The sequence below is a fragment of the Lysinibacillus sp. K60 genome, from assembly GCF_019731275.1.
Taxonomy (GTDB): Bacteria; Bacillota; Bacilli; order Bacillales_A; family Planococcaceae; genus Lysinibacillus; species Lysinibacillus capsici.
Genome location: NZ_JAASJR010000002.1, coordinates 580,759 through 600,273, shown reverse-complemented (window position 1 = coordinate 600,273; position 19,515 = coordinate 580,759). Strand labels below are relative to the sequence as shown.

Genomic DNA, 19,515 nt, shown 5'->3' with positions numbered 1-19,515 from the left:
AATGTTAACAAAAGAAAATGTTGTAAACGCATTGAAACAGGTAAATGATCCTGAGCTACATCAGAGTATTGTAGATTTGAATATGGTGCGAAACATTCAAATACATGACAACCATATAGCGCTGGATATTATTTTGACCATACCAGGATGTCCGTTAAAGGCGAAAATACAGCAAGATGTGGAGGAGGCCTTACAAGCGCTTGGTGCCTCCACTGTTACCATTAGCTTTGGCTCTATGACAGATCAGGAGCGACGCACTTTAACCGCCTCTCTACAGGCAAAAAATGTGACTGAACAAGGAATGCCAAACATGCTACTGCCTAATTCTGGTGTTCAATTCATTGCCATTACAAGTGGTAAAGGCGGTGTTGGAAAGTCTACTGTAACAATCAATTTAGCGGTTGCACTTGCTCGTCTTGGCAAACGTGTAGGTATTTTAGATGCTGATATTTATGGTTTCAGTATCCCTGCCATGATGAAGATTGATCAAAAGCCTACCATGCTTGATCAAACGGCGATTCCAGTAGAACGTCACGGCGTACAAATAATGTCGATGGGCTTTTTTACAAATGACAACCAGCCTGTTATGTGGCGTGGTCCTATGCTCAATAAGTGGATTCGCAATTTCCTTGTCAACACGCTATGGGGAGATTTAGATTATCTCCTCATCGATTTACCACCTGGTACAGGTGATGTTGCGATTGATATGGCTGCGATGATTCCACAAGCTCAAGAAATCATCGTGACAACACCGCATCTTGCCGCTTCTCATGTTGCTTCTCGTGCAGGCTTGATGGCGCAACATACGAAACACAGGATTCTTGGTGTTGTTGAAAACATGGCCTATTTTGAAGGTGCTGACGGTCAAAAAAACTATCTATTTGGACAAGGCGGAGCCGAACAATTAGCAGATTTATTACAGACAGATGTAATCGCTCAAATTCCTTTTGCTCAACCTGAGGAAAATACAGGTTCCTCGGTCTATGATGAAGTGTCGATAATCGGTGAGGTGTTTACTCATTTAGCAGAAGATCTACTCTATAAATAACCCTTGATTTGTTTTTTTACCATGCACTAATCTAAAAACTGATACAGATGAAAACACCTTTCGCTGAAATAAGGGGATAAGCATCCCAAACAATCAACGTGAAGGTGTTTTTTATGTGACCAAGAGTATGTTATTATATAGAAGAAAAAAATAAGATAAGCAAAAGTCCCCGCCAAACATTGCGTCTACATTTTTTTATCTTAGGCACACTTCTTCAGTCACATCATCTGTCAGAAAAAGTTACCTTGCATATAAATTAAGACTCTATAATTTGTATTATCAACAAGAAGTAAAAAAGGAATGACCATGAGCATGTCCCCTAAAGGCACAGTCAATCATCCCCCAATCGAGATGTTTTTGACCTAACTCTCGCTTAGATCCGCAACGTTCTATCATTCACTAAAACGAATACCATGATACGCTTTAATTTTCAAGTAATTTATCTATTACTAGCTTTGTTAAATTAGGCATTATTTCCATAGTATATTTCAATTCTGTTCTTTCATATCTATTATGTGCATCATATCCATATGGTCCAATATTGATTGCAGGGATATTTAGTTCTCTAATGGCATCATAATTTACATAATGTTTAGTTCTCCAGCTAGGGTTATTGTTAACAACTGAATTCACACTATCTTCATCGACATTTATAGCCACGCAACTCATATCACAAATATGAGGGAAATAATTTTTTTGTACAATAGGCTTATCATAATGTGGTTGAACTTTTTCAACTGCATAATCTAAGGCGGTTAGTAAATTTTTTTCTTTTTCATTTTTACCAGTTACTTCTACACATGGTGAGTACAATGAAGAATAAAAAATAATGATTGCAGGACTCTTATCCTTGGTCCACTTCCAAACTTCTTCTACCACTCTTGCAGAAAACATGCGTACATCTAACTCTTTATTTTTTAATAATTCGTGTTTAAAATTTTTTATATGCTCTTTATAATTGTCCCCATATTCAACAATAATTGATTGTTCTAATTCTTCATAGAACAATACCCTCGTCTTCCATGGCAATTTTGTATATTCCTGCCCACTAATTTCGCAATATCTCTTATAATGATGATTTAAATTAGTTATTACATTATTAAATGCAATTTCAGCATGGACTTTTAACTTTTCTAACACATCTTTAGGTGACCATGATTGCACAAAGAAATTATAATATACATATGAAGCAAGAGCTGTCTGAACTGTATAAGTCTCTTTAAAATCAGTTTGCTTCAAACTTACAGGTGGCATTGGTGTTTCTCCTAACGATTTATCACATAGCTCTGGGTTATATGCAATTTGTCTAGTTAACTCCGCAGCAATATAGTTAGGGTCGATTCCTTCAAAACTAGAGCCTACATGGCTTTCCACCCCAGTTATATAAAAAGAAGGGAGTAGCTTACCAACGCTTCCTTTATATATATATCTACTTTCATCCCCCTCATACTTAGGAGCAACAAAATCGGAGTTAATTAATGCCGCGTAATCAAACCCATGCTCTACTTTTAACATTTTTAAATCATTTAAACCAGACAATACGCCATGAGAACTATCCTCTTCATCGCATTCAGCAAAAAATACGATATTTCCATTCAGTTCCTCTGGGTGATCTGAATAATATTTTAATAGATAATAATGGCTTGCAACACCGCTCTTCATATCAAGTGTTCCTCTTCCAAATAACCATTCATTTGATTCTAAATGCTCTCGAACCAACGGCGGAACTTCTTCACCCTTTAACGCTTCATGCAGTTCATTAGGAAAACAAGCTTTCTCTTTCAAACTATTATAATCATCGATACCCACCGTATCTGTATGTCCCATTAGCACAACCGTTTTATTACTATCTCCTTTAGTCCCTTTTACAAATGCAAACACATTGTACCTTTCAACCTCATCATTAATTGTTCGTGAAGTAAACACATTATTAGGATTTTTCAGGAAATAAGGTAAATTAGAAATTGTTTTAGCCAGTGACTTTGAAATGTTAATTTCCCCTTCGGTATTAACAATGCTTTCAATATTTACAAGTTCGTTCGTAACCTTTAATACTTCTTCATACGTTTTTAACATCTCTCATCATCCCCTATTTAAAGATAATAATTATAAAACTTGTTGCAAAAACTTAATCGTTCTTTCTTGTTTTGGCGCTTTAAAAATTTCTACTGGCGAGCCCTCTTCAATAATTTTGCCATCTGCTAACATAATTACCCTATCCGCAACTTCCTTAGCAAAGCCCATTTCATGGGTTACGACGACCATCGTCATTCCGTCTTTAGCAAGGTTTTTCATAGTCTCTAAGACTTCTCCTACCAACTCAGGATCCAATGCTGATGTTGGTTCATCAAATAACATAACACTTGGATTCATTGCCAGTGCTCTAGCAATAGCAACTCGTTGTTTTTGACCACCAGATAGTTGTTCAGGATAGTAATTAGCTTTATCAGCAAGACCTACTCGTGTTAACAAATTCATAGCAAATTTAATCGCTTCCTCTTTACTTTGCCTTTTCACCTGAATTGGTGCTTCTATTACATTTTGTAAAACACTTAAATGGGGAAATAAATTGAAATGTTGAAATACCATCCCCATATTTTCTCTTACATGATTTAAATTAGTTCTTTTTACATCAATAATCTCATCATTAATGCTTATCGTACCTGAATCTAATATCTCCAAAAAATTCATACATCGTAATAAAGTGCTCTTCCCTGATCCACTAGCCCCTATTAGAACAACCACTTCTGATTTATTAATTTCAAGATTGATACCTTTTAAAACCTCCAAGTCACCAAATGATTTAGAAAGCGATTTCAACTTTATCACGTTTTTTCCTCCTTCCAACATCCAGTCGACTTTCAAGTTTATTAAATAACAACGTGAATAATAAGACTAAAATTAAATAGTATATTCCCACAACAAAGTATGTTTCAAGAGGCATATAGTTGTATGCTTGGGTTGAAAGTGCATGGTTAAATAATTCTGACACTGCGATATAAGCTACTAAAGACGAATCTTTTAACCCTATGATAAATTGATTAGCTAATGCTGGAATAGCTCTTTTAAAACTCTGAGGTAAAATAATTCTTCTCATTGTTTTAAAATATGTCATTCCTAATGATCGACCAGCCTCCATTTGGCCTTTATCAATAGATTGAATGGATCCACGGAAAATTTCTGCAATATATGCTCCTGAATGAATTCCCAGCGCAATGGATCCAGCTGCAAAGTCTGATAAAGTAAAAATACTAGAAATACCATAGTACAAGAACATAAGTTGTACGATTAATGGCATACCACGAACAACAAAAATGTAAGCATTAGCAATACTTTCCAAGATTTTTATATTGGATACTTTGAAGAAGGCAAACACTAACCCAATCACACAAGCAATAAATAAAGAAACAATTGTTAATTCAATAGTTAAAACTGTCGCTTTTAAAAACTCAATGCCATGCTTTTGGAATATAGATGTTACATTTGTTAGAAAATCCATATTAATCACCTAACCTCTTTTAAGTATGTGGACGTAAAAGACAAACACTCCTATAGATAGCTAAAATTAGATTTTGGTAGGGGTTAAATAGATAGAATTTTCAATCTATTTAACCTACAATTTTAATAACTTTATATTTTAGAACAATTAATATCTATGCCTAGTACGTCTTTAGCATACTAGGCACGCTATTTTTAACAGTTATTCTAACAAGTCTTTCCCAAACCATTTCATACTTATTTCTTTATACGTTCCATCCTTAACCATCTCTTCAATCGCCTTATTAATCGCTTCTAATAAAACTTCATTATCTTTATTAATCGCCACTGCAATTTCTTCTCTTTTAATGACCTCTCCTAGGGCTTGAATCTTTAATCCGGATTCTTGCATGGCTGAAATACCTACAATTCTATCAGTAATTACTGCATCTAGCCGACCTGGTGGAAGATCTTGTAATGCATAGATTTCACTAGGGAATTCTTTGATTTTATCTGTATATTTCTTCGCATCTTCAACATACGTACTAGCTTGCATAACGCCAATCGTTTTTCCCTTTAAATCTTCTACCGTTTTAATCTCATTATTTTCACTCGAGATAAATACTGTAGCACCTGAAACATAATAAGGGATTGAAAAGTCGACCTGTTTAGACCTTTCCTCGGTAGCTGTCATACTGCCAATAATGGCATCATATTTATTTCCTCGTAACCCTTGAATAATTGTTTCCCATGGATTTGTTACAGGATTTGCTTCTAGCCCAATCCTTTTTGAAATTTCTTTCCCTATCTCAACATCAAAGCCTACTAATTCTTGGTTTTCCTTATAATTTAATGGTTTGAGTAAACCACTCATTGCAAATGTTAACTTGCCATCCTTAACCAATTTCATTTCTGTTGTTACACTTTTATCCTGATCCTCATTTTTTGCATCCGCAGTAGCTGGAACTTGTGTATTTGTTTTATTTTCCGAACATGCCGCCATCAGCGAAATAACCAACACCAATAATAAATAGAATAAATTTTTCTTCATCAAATAACCCCTTCCATTTAATTAAGCTAGCTCTCCACCATCAATAGCAATTGTTTGTCCGGTAATATAAGATGACTCATCCGAAGCAAGGAAAGCATATAATGCTCCGACTTCCTTAGGATCTGCATGTCGTTTCAGAGGGATACCTTCATTTACAACTTCCAACATATCTGGTGTATACTCAGCCATTTGCATAGGGGTTAGTACGTATCCAGGACATATCGTATTAACTCGGATATTTGGAGCAAGCTCCAATGCCATTGTTCGTGCTAAAAGATTAACCCCTGCTTTTGAAGCATTGTAGTCAGCATAGAATGGATGTCCTGTCACTCCATTTGTAGACGCTGTCATAAGTATGACACCCTTGCCCTGCTCCACCATCATTTTTGCGGCTGCTTGTGAAGTATAAAATACACCGTTAAGATTAATGTTTAATACTTTACTCCATTGTTCAGGACTAATATCAAGAAACTTATTGCGAATGCTAATACCTGCATTCGCAATAAAAACATCTACACCACCTAAATCCCTCTTTATATTCTCAAAAACAGCGTTTACATTTTCAGGATTACTAACATCTACTACATAGCCTTTAGCAATTCCGGGATTTTCTTTTATCGACTGTTCAATACCCTCATTATTAATATCTAAAATAGCCACTATAGATTCTTCTTCTATAAAACGTTGTGCGGTGGCTAATCCTATACCACTAGCACCTCCTGTAATAACTACTCTCTTATTTTTTAAACTTCTATGATTGGTTCTCAATCAAACACCCCCCTAATGGTTATTAATTAATACATCCTTTTTATTTTTCACCTTTTGTAGATATACCCTCCATGAAATACACCATTTAGAAGGCTCATCTAAATAGTCTGCTTCAATTAATTGATGAATTGTGCTATTTTGCGGTGCTGCTTTAACAATTTCTGGCGTTTCGTACGCTTCTTTAGAAATCTGCTCAAGCGCTTGAATGTATTCATCTAAATCTGCCTTAGAATAAGATTCTGTTGGTTCAAGTGTAAATGGTTGCGGAACAATATACGGATGATGACTAGTCCAGTAATGTAAACCAAAGTCAGTCATTCGGCGCTGTACATCCTCTGTTGTAACACCTGTTTCTTTCTCCAACTGCTCCCAGCTATAACGAACTTGCTCTAATCGTTGCCCTTGTATATATGGCACACTTACACCTCGAATTTTTGATACTTTACTATACAGATAATTGTTATTTAATACGGCTGTTTCTGCCACAGCTTTAAGTCCATCTGTGCCTAATGCCCTAATCCAAGCATAAGAACGCAAAATCGTTTGAGCTACCCCATGGAATGATCGTACTTTTCCAATCGAATGCTCTAATTGATCATTTAACACATATTGGTCTCCCTCTTTTTCAACAATTGGGCCTGGCAAATAAGGCTTTAATTCTTCTGTGACCCCAAGAGCCCCTGTTGCTGGTCCTCCACACATGTGAGGTGCTGCAAATGTTTTGTGTAGATTGAAAAAACACATGTCAAAACCTGCTTCTCTTGCACGTGTGATTCCTAACAGTCCATTGGCATTTGCCTGATCGTAATAACAAATTCCACCAACATCATGCACTATTTTCGTAAATTCTTTAATTTTAGAATTATAAATCCCTGTATCTTCAGGGTTAGCTACAACAAAACCAGCTGTTCTTTCGGATACAACTTCTTTCAATTTATTAATATCCGGAAAACCATTTTTATCTGGATGAATAGTTATTATTTTATAACCTTTGACTACTGCGGTTGCTGCTTGAGAAGGGTGTGAGAAGATGGTTGTAATAATTTCATTACGTTGATCTGCCTCACCTTTTACTTCAAAATATTTGCGCACAATCGATGCCATAGCAAACAGTGCTTGTGTACCCCCACTTGGTTGGAAAGAGAAACAATCCATCCCCGAAATCTCACGCATCGCTAAGTCCAAATTGTGAATGATTTCTAGCATTCCTTGGACAGTACTTCCCTCTTGTAAAGGATGTAATTCCATTATTTTAGGATTACGAATAAGCAATTCATTAATTTTTGGAATATACTTCATCGTACAAGTGCCTTGTCCAATTTCAACATTAAAATCAGAGCCTAATGTTTCTTGCGATAGCCTTACATAATGTCGTAACACACGTGCTTGACCTATTTCTGGTAAATTCGGTTTATTTGTTCTTTTCATTTTCTGAGGTAAGGATGAAATACCATCCCCGACTGCTTCTACAATCTCATTTGAAGGTTGCGGTACTTCTACTCCGACTTCTCCTGATTGATGTAACTCAAAAATGATAGGTTCATTCCATTTAGCTTGATGAAAATCTTTATTTACATTCTCTCTTAGAATCTTATCCACGTTAAAACTCCTTTCTCCCTATTTAATATCCAACAATTGTAGATAAAGCATTGACTAACTTATCAATATCCTCTTTAGTGTGAACTTCAGTTACACAATAAAGTGCTGTTTGACCGTATTCAGGAAATTCCAACGATAAGTCTTTACCACCGAAGATTTTTTGCTCAAGTAACCGTGAATTGATTTCTTCTACTGTTAATCCTGTATCGTTAAAATCTATAATGAACTCTTTGAAAAATGGAGAGGTAATTCTTGAACCCCGAATATTGTTAATAGAATTCAATTGCATTACTGCATACTGACTGTTTTGCATAATGGCTTGACCTAACTCGTACATGCCATTTGGCCCCATTAATGATAAATACACACCTGCTGTAATTCCCCAAAGAGCTGTTTGTGTGCCTACAGACTCCTTACCGTTTTCTCTATCTGCAAAGGACGTACGATCATAGGCAATGTCACCAAAACCATATTCACCTTTCTTTACAGTCGGAATAATACCGAACAATCGTGATGGATATTCATTAACAAATTTTGGATCATTATATGTTGCAATAAATCCAGCTTGCCCTCCACTATAATTCATGTGCATACCTAATGGTTGAAGATCTCCACATACGATATCGGCTCCATATTGACTTGGTGGTGCCAATACCCCTAGGGAACTTGGATCAACTCCTACTATCATAAGTACGTCATATTTTTTAGCAAGTTGTGAAATTTCCTGACCTTGCGACTCGATAAAACCTAAATAGGATGGATTTTCAAAGTAAATAGCTGCAACTTCATTTGACAACTTTTCTTCTAAATCGGCTAAGTCCATTAATCCTGTATTAAGATTGAATTTTATTCCTTCAAATGATAACTGTGGTGTACCATAGTTTGTAATAACTTTTCTGCGTTCGGGAGAAAGTGTATTAGCAAGTAATATTTTCGTACGCTTTGTAATCCGACTCGCCATACGAATCGATGTAGATGCAGCTTGGGCCCAATCGAATGTAGGAACATTCACTACTTCCATATCCACAAGCTCCGCCATTAAGCTTTGATATTCAAATAATGCTTGAAAGCGTCCATGATCCTCATAAGGCTCTCCTGCATAAGCTGTTAAAAACTCTGCACGTTGATTCACTTCATCACATACGGCTGGTATGAAGTGTTGCCAGCAACCAGCTCCTAGAAAATTAATATATTCATTGGTACTTATATTTTTATTTAAAAGACCCTCAATATGGCGTCGTAACTCTAATTCATTTAAAGCTTTTGGAATATTCATGGTACCTTTAAAATGTAAATCCTCTGGAATACACGAATAAAGTTCCTCAACGGATTGAACACCAATTTCATCTAACATTTCTTGCTTTACCTCAGATACCATATTGGGGATATATGGATGGACCTTTTTACTCATTTAATTTGCCTCCCTCTATAATTATTTTTAGGCTAAGCCGCCACCATCAACTGTTAATGTCGTTCCCGTAACCCAAGCAGATAAATTACTTGCCAAGAATAGTACCCCTTTAGCAATATCTTCAGGTGTTCCTAATCTTGCTAACGGTCTATCAACAGCTGAACTACGTAAGAAACTTGATTCATCTATATTTAATTGTTTTGCTTCTCCACGAAGTAATGGCGTATCTGTATCTCCAGGACAAATGCAATTTACGCGAATATTTTCTGGACCATGATCAATAGCCATAGCCTTTGTTAAATTTACAACCCCTGCTTTTGCAGCACAGTAAGATGCAGCTTTGTCTCCACCTTTGATTCCCCACCCAGAACCAGTATTAATGATACTGCCACCATTTCCTCTCATGAGTGGGATTAAGTATTTCGAAAGTAGATAGACCCCTTTTAGAGAAACATTAATAACCGCATCCCAATCCGCTTCCTCTAAATCCACTACCGTTTTTCTACGGATAATGCCTGCATTATTAAAAAGCACATCTACTTTTCCATATCTCTTCTGTATAGAATCAGCCACACTTTTGCAATCTTGTGTATTCGTTACATCACATTTTAAAAACTCAACATCTAAACCAGCTTCTTGAAAGCTTTTTTCTGTATCCTTACCTTTTTGTTGATCAATATCTAAAATCACAGTTTTAGTTCCCAACTCACTTAATAATTTAGCTGTTGCAAGGCCAATCCCTGAGGCACCTCCTGTAATCACAGCCACCTTACCTTCCAATTCAAAATAATCTACCAAATAAATCTTCCTCCTTTCCTTTGCTTACTATATATCTAGCAAAATACGTGCCAAGTGTAGAAACACAAATCCATTTACAATTTTAATCTACAAAATATCAGAAATTTCTGATGTTAAAGGGTTTTCAAAATATGTATCGTAAAAGATTCAGCAATATACTAAATTTCCTTTTGCCATATTTGTCAATTCCGTTGTCACTTTTGTCATTAAAATCAGCCATAAAAAAACACAAATACCTAGGAAGTTCATTTTAAATTCCCCATTAAGGAGTTGAGAAATTTAAAAATCTCTATAAGCAAGGTATTTGTGTCAAACTTAAACTATAAATTTACACTTTTTAGTTTTCTATAAAGCGTTCTTGTACTTATGCCTAATTCTTCAGCAACACGTTCTTTTCCAGCAGTGTCATTTCCATATATAGAGAGCATTTGGTAAATGACCTCCATTTCTGTATCTTTCAATATAGTAGAATTGCTAAAAAGATTTTGTGCTTGATTATTCTCGATGATATATTTCGGTAAGCTTTCCCTTGTTAATTGTAGGGAATTTTCCATTACCATACTGTACTCTAATACATTTTCTAACTCTCTTATGTTCCCTGGCCAAGAGTATAATTTCAATTCCTCCAAAAATTCCTGCGAAAAATCTTTAATAAATTTCCCTGTTTTATGCTGAATCTTTTCAAGTAACTTTACAATCAAATATTCTATTTCATCTGTTCTTTCTTTTAAAGGAGGTAATGTTAAAGGGATCACATTTAGTCGATAATATAAATCCGAACGGAACTCACCTTTTCTCACCATATCTTCTAAAGGTTTATTTGTCGCAGCAATAATCCTGACATTTACTTTTCTAGGCTCAATTGCTCCGACTCTATAAATAAGCCCATCTTGCAAAACTGTTAATAGCTTCGCTTGTAAATGTAATGGTAATTCTGTAATTTCATCGAGGAATAAAGTACCTTTATCTGCTACTTCAAAATAGCCCATTTTCCCTTTTCTTCTAGCCCCTGTAAACGCCCCTTCATCATAGCCAAATAACTCGCTTTCAAACAAGTTTTCTGGAATGCTTGCACAATTCAACTCTATAAATTTCCCTTTGTGTGTAATGCTATTTGAATGAATATATTTCGCTAATAAACTTTTCCCTGTTCCCGTCTCTCCTGTTATGACAATTGAAGATGGGCTATTTGCAATACTACTTAACTTACTCTTTATAAGTTGTAAGTGAGGTGCGTTGCCTAATACATATTTCGTATCAAATCCTTTTTTATGTTCAAGCAATAAATAGGATCCTTCGTTGTTCAGGGCATTCATAATCATATCTCCCAACCGAGCTAACCAATACTGATATTCCTTCGGCTCAGATGAAAATTTTTTCTCCCCCTCATCTGTAAAACTGACAAATGTCAAATATCCGAAGTGACGATCTCCTTTTACTAAATTCATTAGCATTTCCACTTTAGATGGACAGTTATTTTGGAACCTACAACCAGAACATACTTTCATTTGACCAGGTTTTTGTAAATATTGAACAGATTTAGAATAATACTTCTGAAAGAACGGAAGGTGTACCTGTATCCCTTTTTGCTTTCTATATTCTTCCGTTGCTATAAAAACTTCACCATTCGAAGTGAAATAGGCCATTTCCAATTGTAATAGTTCACCAAAGGCATCCAGCATAGATTGCACTAATTTTTCGGCATTCAACATGATATTCCCCCCACAAAAATCGAAAAAGTAATATAGCCAATTTGTTTATAGTGAAAATAGCTCGTAATAGTCCGTAAAATAGTTAATGGATTAGGTTTCATGAGAATTACACCTTTTACGGAAGTTTAATTATCTTATCTTTTTTAATTCGCCAAAAGTTACATCTTACCTTTATAATTTTCTTCAAGTTAGGATTATAGAGCATGAGAAAAGCCATGCAAAATTGAATTGCCCCATAAAAGTTAAACAGAATATCTAACTTTAAATGGGGCATTCCATGACTGGGTAGCTAAAAGTTAAACAGAATATCTAACTTTAAATGGGGCATTCCATGACTGGGTAGCTAACATTTATAACTATGTCTATATTCTATATCATCCTCTAAATTAGAAGTTTATCTCATTCAACAACAGCTCATTTATCTTTATCTGCTTTCCTACTCATTGTAAGAACTAGTTACCTTTAAGCATTATGTTTTTTTACTAAATATCTGATCCAATATAGACAAAATTTGTAGATTAGATAATAATAACATTACATAGAGAAAATGAGGTGATTCCCTTGAAAATGAATTTAAACGTCTCACAACAAATTACTCAAACGTTGACAACTGAACTCATTCATCAATTGGAACTACTACAATACTCCAGCTCCGAATTAGAACAACATATTTATGAGAAATCAAATGAAAATCCACTATTAACTGTTATTGAGAAAAACATGAATCACACAAAGGATATTGTAGACCTTGCCACAATGTCTATAAAAGGTATTCAACCTAAGCAAAAGCAACAGTATGATTTCATTCAAACTAGGCTAACACAGCAACATTCATATATTACCCAACTACTCGATCAAATACCTTTACATCTAAGTCTTACACAACATGACAGAGAAATTTTAAAATATTTCATACATAACCTCGATGAACATCTATTTTTAAATGTAGATTTATCCAAAGTTGCTAAATCATTTAACATCTCTTTAGACCATATAAATACACTGTTAGATCTATTACAAACATTCGAACCTCTTGGCGTTGGCGTTAGAAATATGAAAGAATATTTATTAATTCAAATTTACAATGATATAGAGGCCCCACCATTTGCAGCTCCATTCATTCAACATCATTTAGAACAAGTAGCTAATTTATCAATTAAATTGTTAAGTACAACTTACGACATTTCAATAGAAGAAACTCAAAGAACAATACAATATATACGAAACCTAAAACCCATTCCAGCTTCATTGGATAATAATGCTACTAGCGTGTATATTATACCTGATATAATCATTAGCAAATTGGATGGGGAATGGATAATAGAACTAAATAATCGGTTTTTACCTAAAATAGAAATTAATCAAGATTACGTAGATCTATTAAAAGAGTCCGTTGAAGATTATGCCTATTACCAACAATGCATGAACGATATTATAGCTTTAACACAAGGAATAGCTCAACGTGATAAAACTTTATACAGCCTGACACGATTACTGCTTGATTTACAAGCTTCATTCTTTGAACATGGAATAAAAGCCTTATCTCCTATGCGTTTAAAAGATGTTGCACAAGCATTAAATATGCATGAATCCACCATAAGTCGTGCGGTTAAAAATAAATTTATCCGTACAGCACATGGAATCTTTGCACTCCAGTCTTTATTTACAAAAGGAATTATCAACGATTCAGGAAAGCTTGATTCTGTGTCCTATATAAAAAGTCGCATTAAAAAATTGGTAGAAAATGAGAATAGAAAAACTCCTTTATCAGATCAACAACTAACTGAAAAATTAGAAACTGAGGGTATTCGAATTTCACGACGCACAGTTTCAAAATATCGTAAAGAATTGAACATAGCCAATTCATCTAAACGCATTTATTTATAAAAAACTTTATTATCAGTTACTTATTAAGAGGTTAAAGACAAAATAAATACCCTTCATTATGGGGATTGACTGTCTCAAAAACGACTGTCAGTTCCCAAATGAAGGGTTTTTTCGATTACTTATAACCAGCCTTTTGTAACACCTGCATGAAATAAAAACGATACGTATTTTTTACAAATGTCTCTAGGGGTAGCCCTACATTCACTTGATATTTTGTAAATATAAAATAAAATCGTTTATCCCACTTTAGGCGTAATAACTCTCCTGCTTCTTCGCCATACTTCATCGTAAATTCTTCCATCAAAGGCTCGATCATCTCATAACAATAATCTTTTAAATGGGCCAGTGCTTCCATATCCTTGTCCCTTTGAAAGCGTATAATCCACTCTACTAATTGCTCATCCATATTCGCATGCCGTCCTTTTAATCAGAGTTTCTTCCTACTTAAATTATACTCCTTTTTTGGCGAATCAAAAAAAGAACGATTTTTCCAGTAGATTTCACTCATCAATAGGACGATTCCAACGTAGATGATAGTGAACAGACCTCTTTTTCATTTGTTTGTCCAATACCAGTAATCTATCACCAGCTTGAATAACATAGCTATTCTCTAAAGTCCGTACAGCGGGCTGTTGCTGCTGGGAATTAATGATGCCAATATTGCTTTCCCACAATATTTGATGTTTGTTCATATCATAGAGCAATAACATGTGTTCAGCACTTTCTCGCTGTGTTTGCCTATATGAAACAAGAGCCGTTTTTTCTATGATATCTACATCCACCACTTTTGGTTGTAAATTTTCATAGGCTCGAATGGCTGGCTCAGTTAGGACAGCTTCACTAAAATCTCGAATACCTTGATAATTCTCTACAGGCTGTGGATGTGTGGCAAAATATCCTGGCAACTCTGTCTCGATGAAAAAACGGGCAGATAGGTAATCTTGAGCCTTCGCATCCTCACTTAATGTTTTACCATCAAAGCGATAGAATTTGCCATCGACCCCTTCCAAATATAAATTGTTCTCTAGGACAGCCATTTGATGTGCGTTATTGCTCAATATCGCTATTAATGACGGGTGGTGCGTTCGAAAATCTTTTTCAGAAAGTATTTCTTTGCCTGTTTCCATATCTACCAGTGATAATTGACCAAATTCATCATCACGATGATGGACAAGAACACCACCCATAAATTCCCCGAGCAGTGTTTCTTTATAGGAAGCTGATTTTGTCCATTGCTTTTCACCTGTTTGTAAATTCACAGCTACTAGGAGATGGTGGGCGATTACATGTGTAATACCATTCGATGTCCCATTATTTTCTGAGCCTTGCACCATTTGAACAGCAATGCTTTGTGAATCATCCGTATAAATCGGAGAATCTGATTTGATGGGAAAGCCTCTCCCCGCTAAGCCAAAAACAATCATTAATAGGTTACTGACCAATAAAAAAACAATGAGCAAAATGCTAGAAGTAACGAGTCGTTTTCGTTTCATGACGATAAACATTAACAGTAAAAATCCTATGCCTAGCACGATGCAGAAAAAAATATCGTGGGTGAGCCAACCATTTAAACGCCATGAATAGATATATCGTTGTAGAAATTGTTCCACTTCTCTACCCCCTCAAACAACGATTAACTAAAATCTGAATAAAGCACATAACGGTCACATTCCAAGCATTGAAATAAATATCCTTGATGATGCCCATTGTTCATTAAGGATGCGGAAAGTTCTTCTTTTGAAAAGCCGGTATAATTATCAAATTGATCCTCAATTCCTAGCTCTACTAAATCACGCCAACCAACATAGCCGATAAACGCACAATAGTCAGAGCAATGTGCCACCCAATTATTGCCCTGCCAGCTTACATAGCCAGGCGTCCGAAAGAGCACTTCCTCCGCAAACTTGGGATTCGTAACCTGTTCATCATCCATTAAGTCTTGCTGGAAAGAACCATCATATTTTTGAGCTGCTTCCCCGCTATGGATGCAGGAAGGACAAAGATAATCTACGTCCTCAATTGCATAAATACCACCAGTATAATAAACATCCACTTCTTGCTCGCAACAATCACATACAACGATTTCATCTGTTTCAAAAATTTCAGCCTCAAGAGGGTTTGGTAGATATTTAAACGTTGGAATTTTCGTTTTAAGTTGCTGATGGTCTCTAATTTTTCTTGGTAGCAGAGGATTCACCGTAATTGGTTTATCTATGTAGGTCTGGAGAACGCCATATTTTTTCAGATCCTTTTTATCGTCTTTATTCATAATGACAGTAAATAACTGATATGCCTCAGGATACATCCTAAGTAAACAGTAAACCTCTACTAATATCCTTAATGTTTCTTCTGTTTGTTGAACCTGCTTTAATTGATCTTTAAAAATATGCATTTGATTAATGGTTATCGGATTGGAAGGATTAAATTTTTGTCTTAGTTCGTGCCATTCTTCCACAATCGTCATAAAAAATAAGCCTCCTTCTCACTTGCTATTTGGCAAATGAATAATCTTTTATCAGTTGGCAGATTTCCACTTTATAGTTTGTGTACCATTTGTCTTTACCCAATTGTTGTGCTGTTAAATGCTTAGCATTGTCTTTCCATGCTTGGATAGCCTCTAGCGATTCCCAATAAGACACTGTTATGCCCTTTCCTTCCTCATTTCTAACACTTTCAACACGAATGAAGCCAGGCTGTTGCTGTGCTAAGGCATCGATTAGGTCAGCCATCTTGCCATAGCCATCCCCATCTTGCTCAGTTCTTTGCGATGTAAAAATCACTGCATAATATGTTTCCATTTATTTCTCCTCCTCCATTACTTTTATTGTAAACCATAATGACTTTGACTAAAATCTAAATATAGGACACTGAAAGGATTGTGACAGAATGGGAATTAATCCAAACATGGCAGAAATAGCGGCACTTCTTGGTGAAACATCAAGGGCAACCATACTTGCTAGTATGATGGACGGTCGTTTTCATACGGCTAGTGAACTAGCTTATATGGCTGCCATCAAACCACAAACTGCTAGCTTTCATCTTGCTAAATTAGTAGAAGGAAAGCTGATAAAAGTTGAAAAACAGGGCCGTCATCGTTATTTTCAATTGGCTGGTGAGGACATTGCTCATTTTTTAGAGTCATTCCTAGCCATCTCTCCACCACCTGAAGTACGTTCATTAAAGCAATCGAGCCAAATCAAGTTATTACAGGATGCTAGAACTTGCTATGATCACCTTGCTGGTAAATTGGGTGTCCAATTAACGGAATCAATGCTGAAGGCAGGCTATCTTACATTGGAGGGTAAACAATTTGTCCTGACAGATGAGGGCACATTATTTTTTACGACATTCGGAATCGATTTAACTGCTTTAAAGAGAAAACGACGATCCTTTTCTCATGCCTGTTTAGATTGGAGTGAACGGCGTTATCATTTAGCTGGTGCATTAGGCTGTGAGCTATTAAATCAATTTTTCAACCTTGGTTGGCTTTTACGCGTTCCCTCTATTCGCGCCATTAAAGTGACGGAGAAAGGGAAAATAGGCTTTAAAGAGATCTTTCATTTAGATTTGTAAAATAGGAAAGGGCACGGAGTTATCTCCTAGCCCTTTTCTCTACTAAAAGTACGGTTTACTAAATAAATGCCCATGATGATGAGTAAGCCGCCAACCATTAGTGATGGTTTTAACGGTTCATCCAATAACACCCAGCCTGTTAATACGCCAAAAAAAGGAGCTAAAAATAAATAGGCACTTGTTTTCCCTGGATCACTATTTTGCAGAAGATAATACCACCCTGCAAATTGAATGATGGAGGAAAAAATACTAAGCCACAATAGAATAAATAACGATTGTGGGTTCACAATAAAAAATGGCTGTTCTAACAATAAACTTCCTATTAATAATAGTAAGCCACCAAACAGCATCTGATAAGCAGATAAAACCCACGTATCAAATAACACGCCCCATTTTTTCACTAACAGGGTGGCAGTAGCCCAAAAAATAGCTGATAGCAAGCCAAAAAGGATCCCTACTTTCAAATCAACTTGTGCCCCCATCGTAATCATCACCCCGATTAAACCAAATAAAACCCCTATCCATTGATAGAAACGGTAGCGCACTTTCATGAAAATGGTGGCAAAAATCACAACCAGTAATGAGTTTGTAAATGTTAAAATAGAAGACTCACTTGCCGTGATGGTGCGTAGACTTAAAAAAATACACCCCATCACACCTGCCGTTTGAAAGAGCCCGATCATGCATAACTTGAACCACTCCCTCCTTGTAATAGGATGGGGTCTCTTCAAGATGATAACAACGATCGCCATGATTATACCAGCCAATATAAAACGAAGTGCAGCCAATAATAAAGGCGAGGCATACGGTAAGCCTAATTTAACAATGGCAAATGATGAACCCATTAAAAAGGTCGTTACTACTAATAAAGCAATAAATTGATAATTTTTCATCCAATAGCTCCTTACCTGATAGAATAATTGTTCTACGTCCATTATAATCAGGAAGTATTTCAATACTCATCGAAGTATGGATTACAACTCGATTGAAAAATTTTATAAGCTTTCCTTAGGAAGAAATTAATGAAAGGAATAGTCTTTAAAAAATCTTACCTCCAAAAGCAAAGAGGTAAGATACTATGGATTATTTATTTTGCATAAACGATCTGACGTTGTCTGCGATGTCCTGCGATTTTGTATGGTGTAAGTAATGATCCCCATCCAATGTGATTACTTTGCCATAAACTGAATGTTTGACTTGTTCTTCATGAAGCGGTATCCAGTTCTTTTCAACTCCACCACTTTTTGCTTGGACAAATAAGAGAAGCGGTAAATCTTTAGGGAATATAAGATTTTTTGCTGCTGTAAAATTTTCGCTTATATATTCTAATTCATTTGAAGTACTTGTATTATAAAAGTTTTTGAGTGTAATCATCCTAATTTGCTCTTTTGTGTCATCATCATACGGAAGACCTGCATAGGGATCATCTGAAAATTTTATAAGAATTCTTGCAATCCCTGATTTTTTTAGAAGTTGTAACGACTTGATTGGAAACTTCGTGTCCATACCATCCTGTGTAGGGACACTGCTATCAATTCCGACAAATCCAGTTACCTCATTCGGATATTTATTAACATAATCGAGTCCATAGATGCCTGCTATCGAATGGCCCATTAGCAAATACCGATCAATCTTTAACTCCTGTAAAGCTTCATGAATTTCACTAACAATATTCTCTGTGCTTCGTTCTTTAGCTGTATCCTCACTTAAGCCATAGCCAAATGGCTCTATTGAGACGATCTTATAATAGGGAGCTAGTTCATCTATCAATGGCTTAAAATCAAGCGTCGGTGCTGCAGTCCCAAAGCCTGGTAGTAATACGATGGTTTCAGTACCCTTTCCTTGAATAGTGACATTCATCTTTTCCCCATTAACGGAGACGAGCTGACCATAGGGTTCTATTTTTCCTTGCTCTATTTTGTTGCAAATAATGTTTATTGTAAAAACAATGACAAGTAACCCCACAATTGATACACCTAGGATTGCCATTGATTTCAGTAAAACACGCATAAATTTTTTCATGTTTGATGCACGAGGGGGATTCACCTTTACTCGTGCCTCCCTCCTTTACTACGATTATTCCAGCTACTTTTGAGCTGTTAGTGTTACTATAAAGGAGAGAGATGTCTTACGCATGACGACAAGATGAACACAAGATGAACAACAAAAAAAATGTTACGACAAACATTCT

18 protein-coding genes are annotated in these 19,515 nt (G+C 35.8%); 3 read left to right on the top strand and 15 right to left on the bottom strand.

What is annotated here, in order from left to right:
- The first annotated feature begins 1 nt into the window (after window position 1).
- Window positions 2-1,048: an Mrp/NBP35 family ATP-binding protein gene (locus HCH28_RS06750; protein ID WP_221680320.1), complete on the top strand. Its 1,047-nt coding sequence runs from the start codon at window positions 2-4 to the stop codon at window positions 1,046-1,048.
- A gap of 423 nt (window positions 1,049-1,471) precedes the next feature.
- Here the strand turns inward: HCH28_RS06750 and HCH28_RS06745 are convergent, their stop codons facing one another.
- The 9 genes from HCH28_RS06745 to HCH28_RS06705 all read right to left on the bottom strand — a co-directional run bounded on the left by HCH28_RS06745 (window position 1,472) and on the right by HCH28_RS06705 (window position 11,864).
- On the bottom strand, window positions 1,472-3,124 hold the full coding sequence (locus HCH28_RS06745) for a M20/M25/M40 family metallo-hydrolase (protein WP_221680319.1): 1,653 nt from the start codon (window positions 3,122-3,124) through the stop codon (window positions 1,472-1,474).
- A gap of 30 nt (window positions 3,125-3,154) precedes the next feature.
- Entirely contained in the window at window positions 3,155-3,877 is a 723-nt protein-coding gene (locus HCH28_RS06740) for an amino acid ABC transporter ATP-binding protein (protein ID WP_004230601.1), read from the bottom strand.
- A complete protein-coding gene (locus tag HCH28_RS06735) occupies window positions 3,852-4,547 on the bottom strand; it encodes an amino acid ABC transporter permease (protein WP_004230603.1) in 696 nt (231 codons plus the stop codon). The genes HCH28_RS06740 and HCH28_RS06735 overlap by 26 nt, the downstream gene beginning before the upstream one ends.
- Window positions 4,548-4,748: 201 nt before the next feature.
- A complete protein-coding gene (locus tag HCH28_RS06730; protein ID WP_221680318.1) occupies window positions 4,749-5,576 on the bottom strand; it encodes an ABC transporter substrate-binding protein in 828 nt (275 codons plus the stop codon).
- A 21-nt stretch (window positions 5,577-5,597) separates the two neighbouring features.
- Complete coding sequence (locus HCH28_RS06725) at window positions 5,598-6,344, bottom strand: SDR family NAD(P)-dependent oxidoreductase (protein WP_221680317.1); 747 nt, start codon at window positions 6,342-6,344, stop codon at window positions 5,598-5,600.
- A 12-nt stretch (window positions 6,345-6,356) separates the two neighbouring features.
- Window positions 6,357-7,943, bottom strand: coding sequence for an aminomethyl-transferring glycine dehydrogenase subunit GcvPB (gene gcvPB / locus HCH28_RS06720; protein WP_221680316.1), 1,587 nt, complete (start codon window positions 7,941-7,943; stop codon window positions 6,357-6,359).
- Between the two features lie 22 nt (window positions 7,944-7,965).
- Window positions 7,966-9,354: an aminomethyl-transferring glycine dehydrogenase subunit GcvPA gene (gcvPA, locus tag HCH28_RS06715; protein WP_221680315.1), complete on the bottom strand. Its 1,389-nt coding sequence runs from the start codon at window positions 9,352-9,354 to the stop codon at window positions 7,966-7,968.
- Between the two features lie 27 nt (window positions 9,355-9,381).
- Complete coding sequence (locus tag HCH28_RS06710; RefSeq protein WP_221680314.1) at window positions 9,382-10,152, bottom strand: SDR family NAD(P)-dependent oxidoreductase; 771 nt, start codon at window positions 10,150-10,152, stop codon at window positions 9,382-9,384.
- 320 nt (window positions 10,153-10,472) lie between these two features.
- Entirely contained in the window at window positions 10,473-11,864 is a 1,392-nt protein-coding gene (locus HCH28_RS06705; protein WP_221680313.1) for a sigma-54 interaction domain-containing protein, read from the bottom strand.
- A gap of 567 nt (window positions 11,865-12,431) precedes the next feature.
- Here HCH28_RS06705 and rpoN point away from each other — a divergent pair.
- Window positions 12,432-13,751, top strand: coding sequence for an RNA polymerase factor sigma-54 (rpoN, locus tag HCH28_RS06700; RefSeq protein ID WP_255600896.1), 1,320 nt, complete (start codon window positions 12,432-12,434; stop codon window positions 13,749-13,751).
- A gap of 115 nt (window positions 13,752-13,866) precedes the next feature.
- On the opposite strand, the gene HCH28_RS06695 is transcribed toward rpoN, so the two are convergent.
- The 4 genes from HCH28_RS06695 to HCH28_RS06680 form a co-directional block, all read right to left on the bottom strand.
- Window positions 13,867-14,157, bottom strand: coding sequence for a hypothetical protein (locus tag HCH28_RS06695; RefSeq protein ID WP_221680311.1), 291 nt, complete (start codon window positions 14,155-14,157; stop codon window positions 13,867-13,869).
- A 94-nt stretch (window positions 14,158-14,251) separates the two neighbouring features.
- Window positions 14,252-15,361: a PA2928 family protein gene (locus HCH28_RS06690; protein WP_221680310.1), complete on the bottom strand. Its 1,110-nt coding sequence runs from the start codon at window positions 15,359-15,361 to the stop codon at window positions 14,252-14,254.
- A 23-nt stretch (window positions 15,362-15,384) separates the two neighbouring features.
- Window positions 15,385-16,215: a CbrC family protein gene (locus HCH28_RS06685; protein ID WP_221680309.1), complete on the bottom strand. Its 831-nt coding sequence runs from the start codon at window positions 16,213-16,215 to the stop codon at window positions 15,385-15,387.
- Window positions 16,216-16,240: 25 nt separating this feature from the next.
- The gene (locus HCH28_RS06680) at window positions 16,241-16,549 is read right to left on the bottom strand and encodes an antibiotic biosynthesis monooxygenase family protein (protein WP_004230621.1); all 309 of its coding nucleotides are present in this window, start codon (window positions 16,547-16,549) and stop codon (window positions 16,241-16,243) included.
- A gap of 88 nt (window positions 16,550-16,637) precedes the next feature.
- Here HCH28_RS06680 and HCH28_RS06675 point away from each other — a divergent pair, with 88 nt between their 5' ends.
- On the top strand, window positions 16,638-17,324 hold the full coding sequence (locus tag HCH28_RS06675; RefSeq protein ID WP_202341089.1) for an ArsR/SmtB family transcription factor: 687 nt from the start codon (window positions 16,638-16,640) through the stop codon (window positions 17,322-17,324).
- A 26-nt stretch (window positions 17,325-17,350) separates the two neighbouring features.
- Here HCH28_RS06675 and HCH28_RS06670 read toward each other — a convergent pair whose 3' ends face one another.
- Both HCH28_RS06670 and HCH28_RS06665 read right to left on the bottom strand, forming a co-directional pair.
- On the bottom strand, window positions 17,351-18,217 hold the full coding sequence (locus HCH28_RS06670) for a DMT family transporter (protein WP_221680308.1): 867 nt from the start codon (window positions 18,215-18,217) through the stop codon (window positions 17,351-17,353).
- A 190-nt stretch (window positions 18,218-18,407) separates the two neighbouring features.
- Window positions 18,408-19,370, bottom strand: a complete 963-nt coding sequence (locus HCH28_RS06665; RefSeq protein ID WP_370635331.1) for an alpha/beta fold hydrolase — start codon at window positions 19,368-19,370, stop codon at window positions 18,408-18,410.
- Window positions 19,371-19,515 lie beyond the last annotated feature (145 nt).

Excerpts from the sequence above, each read along its gene's own strand:
- HCH28_RS06750 (WP_221680320.1), top strand. The coding sequence starts at position 2 with ATGTTAACAAAAGAAAATGTTGTAAACGCATTGAAACAGGTAAATGAT.
- HCH28_RS06745 (WP_221680319.1), bottom strand. The coding sequence starts at position 3,124 with ATGTTAAAAACGTATGAAGAAGTATTAAAGGTTACGAACGAACTTGTA.
- HCH28_RS06735 (WP_004230603.1), bottom strand. The coding sequence starts at position 4,547 with ATGGATTTTCTAACAAATGTAACATCTATATTCCAAAAGCATGGCATT.
- HCH28_RS06730 (WP_221680318.1), bottom strand. The coding sequence starts at position 5,576 with ATGAAGAAAAATTTATTCTATTTATTATTGGTGTTGGTTATTTCGCTG.
- gcvPA (WP_221680315.1), bottom strand. The coding sequence starts at position 9,354 with ATGAGTAAAAAGGTCCATCCATATATCCCCAATATGGTATCTGAGGTA.
- HCH28_RS06705 (WP_221680313.1), bottom strand. The coding sequence starts at position 11,864 with ATGTTGAATGCCGAAAAATTAGTGCAATCTATGCTGGATGCCTTTGGT.
- rpoN (WP_255600896.1), top strand. The coding sequence starts at position 12,432 with ATGAATTTAAACGTCTCACAACAAATTACTCAAACGTTGACAACTGAA.
- HCH28_RS06695 (WP_221680311.1), bottom strand. The coding sequence starts at position 14,157 with ATGGATGAGCAATTAGTAGAGTGGATTATACGCTTTCAAAGGGACAAG.
- HCH28_RS06685 (WP_221680309.1), bottom strand. The coding sequence starts at position 16,215 with ATGACGATTGTGGAAGAATGGCACGAACTAAGACAAAAATTTAATCCT.
- HCH28_RS06680 (WP_004230621.1), bottom strand. The coding sequence starts at position 16,549 with ATGGAAACATATTATGCAGTGATTTTTACATCGCAAAGAACTGAGCAA.
- HCH28_RS06675 (WP_202341089.1), top strand. The coding sequence starts at position 16,638 with ATGGGAATTAATCCAAACATGGCAGAAATAGCGGCACTTCTTGGTGAA.
- HCH28_RS06670 (WP_221680308.1), bottom strand. The coding sequence starts at position 18,217 with ATGAAAAATTATCAATTTATTGCTTTATTAGTAGTAACGACCTTTTTA.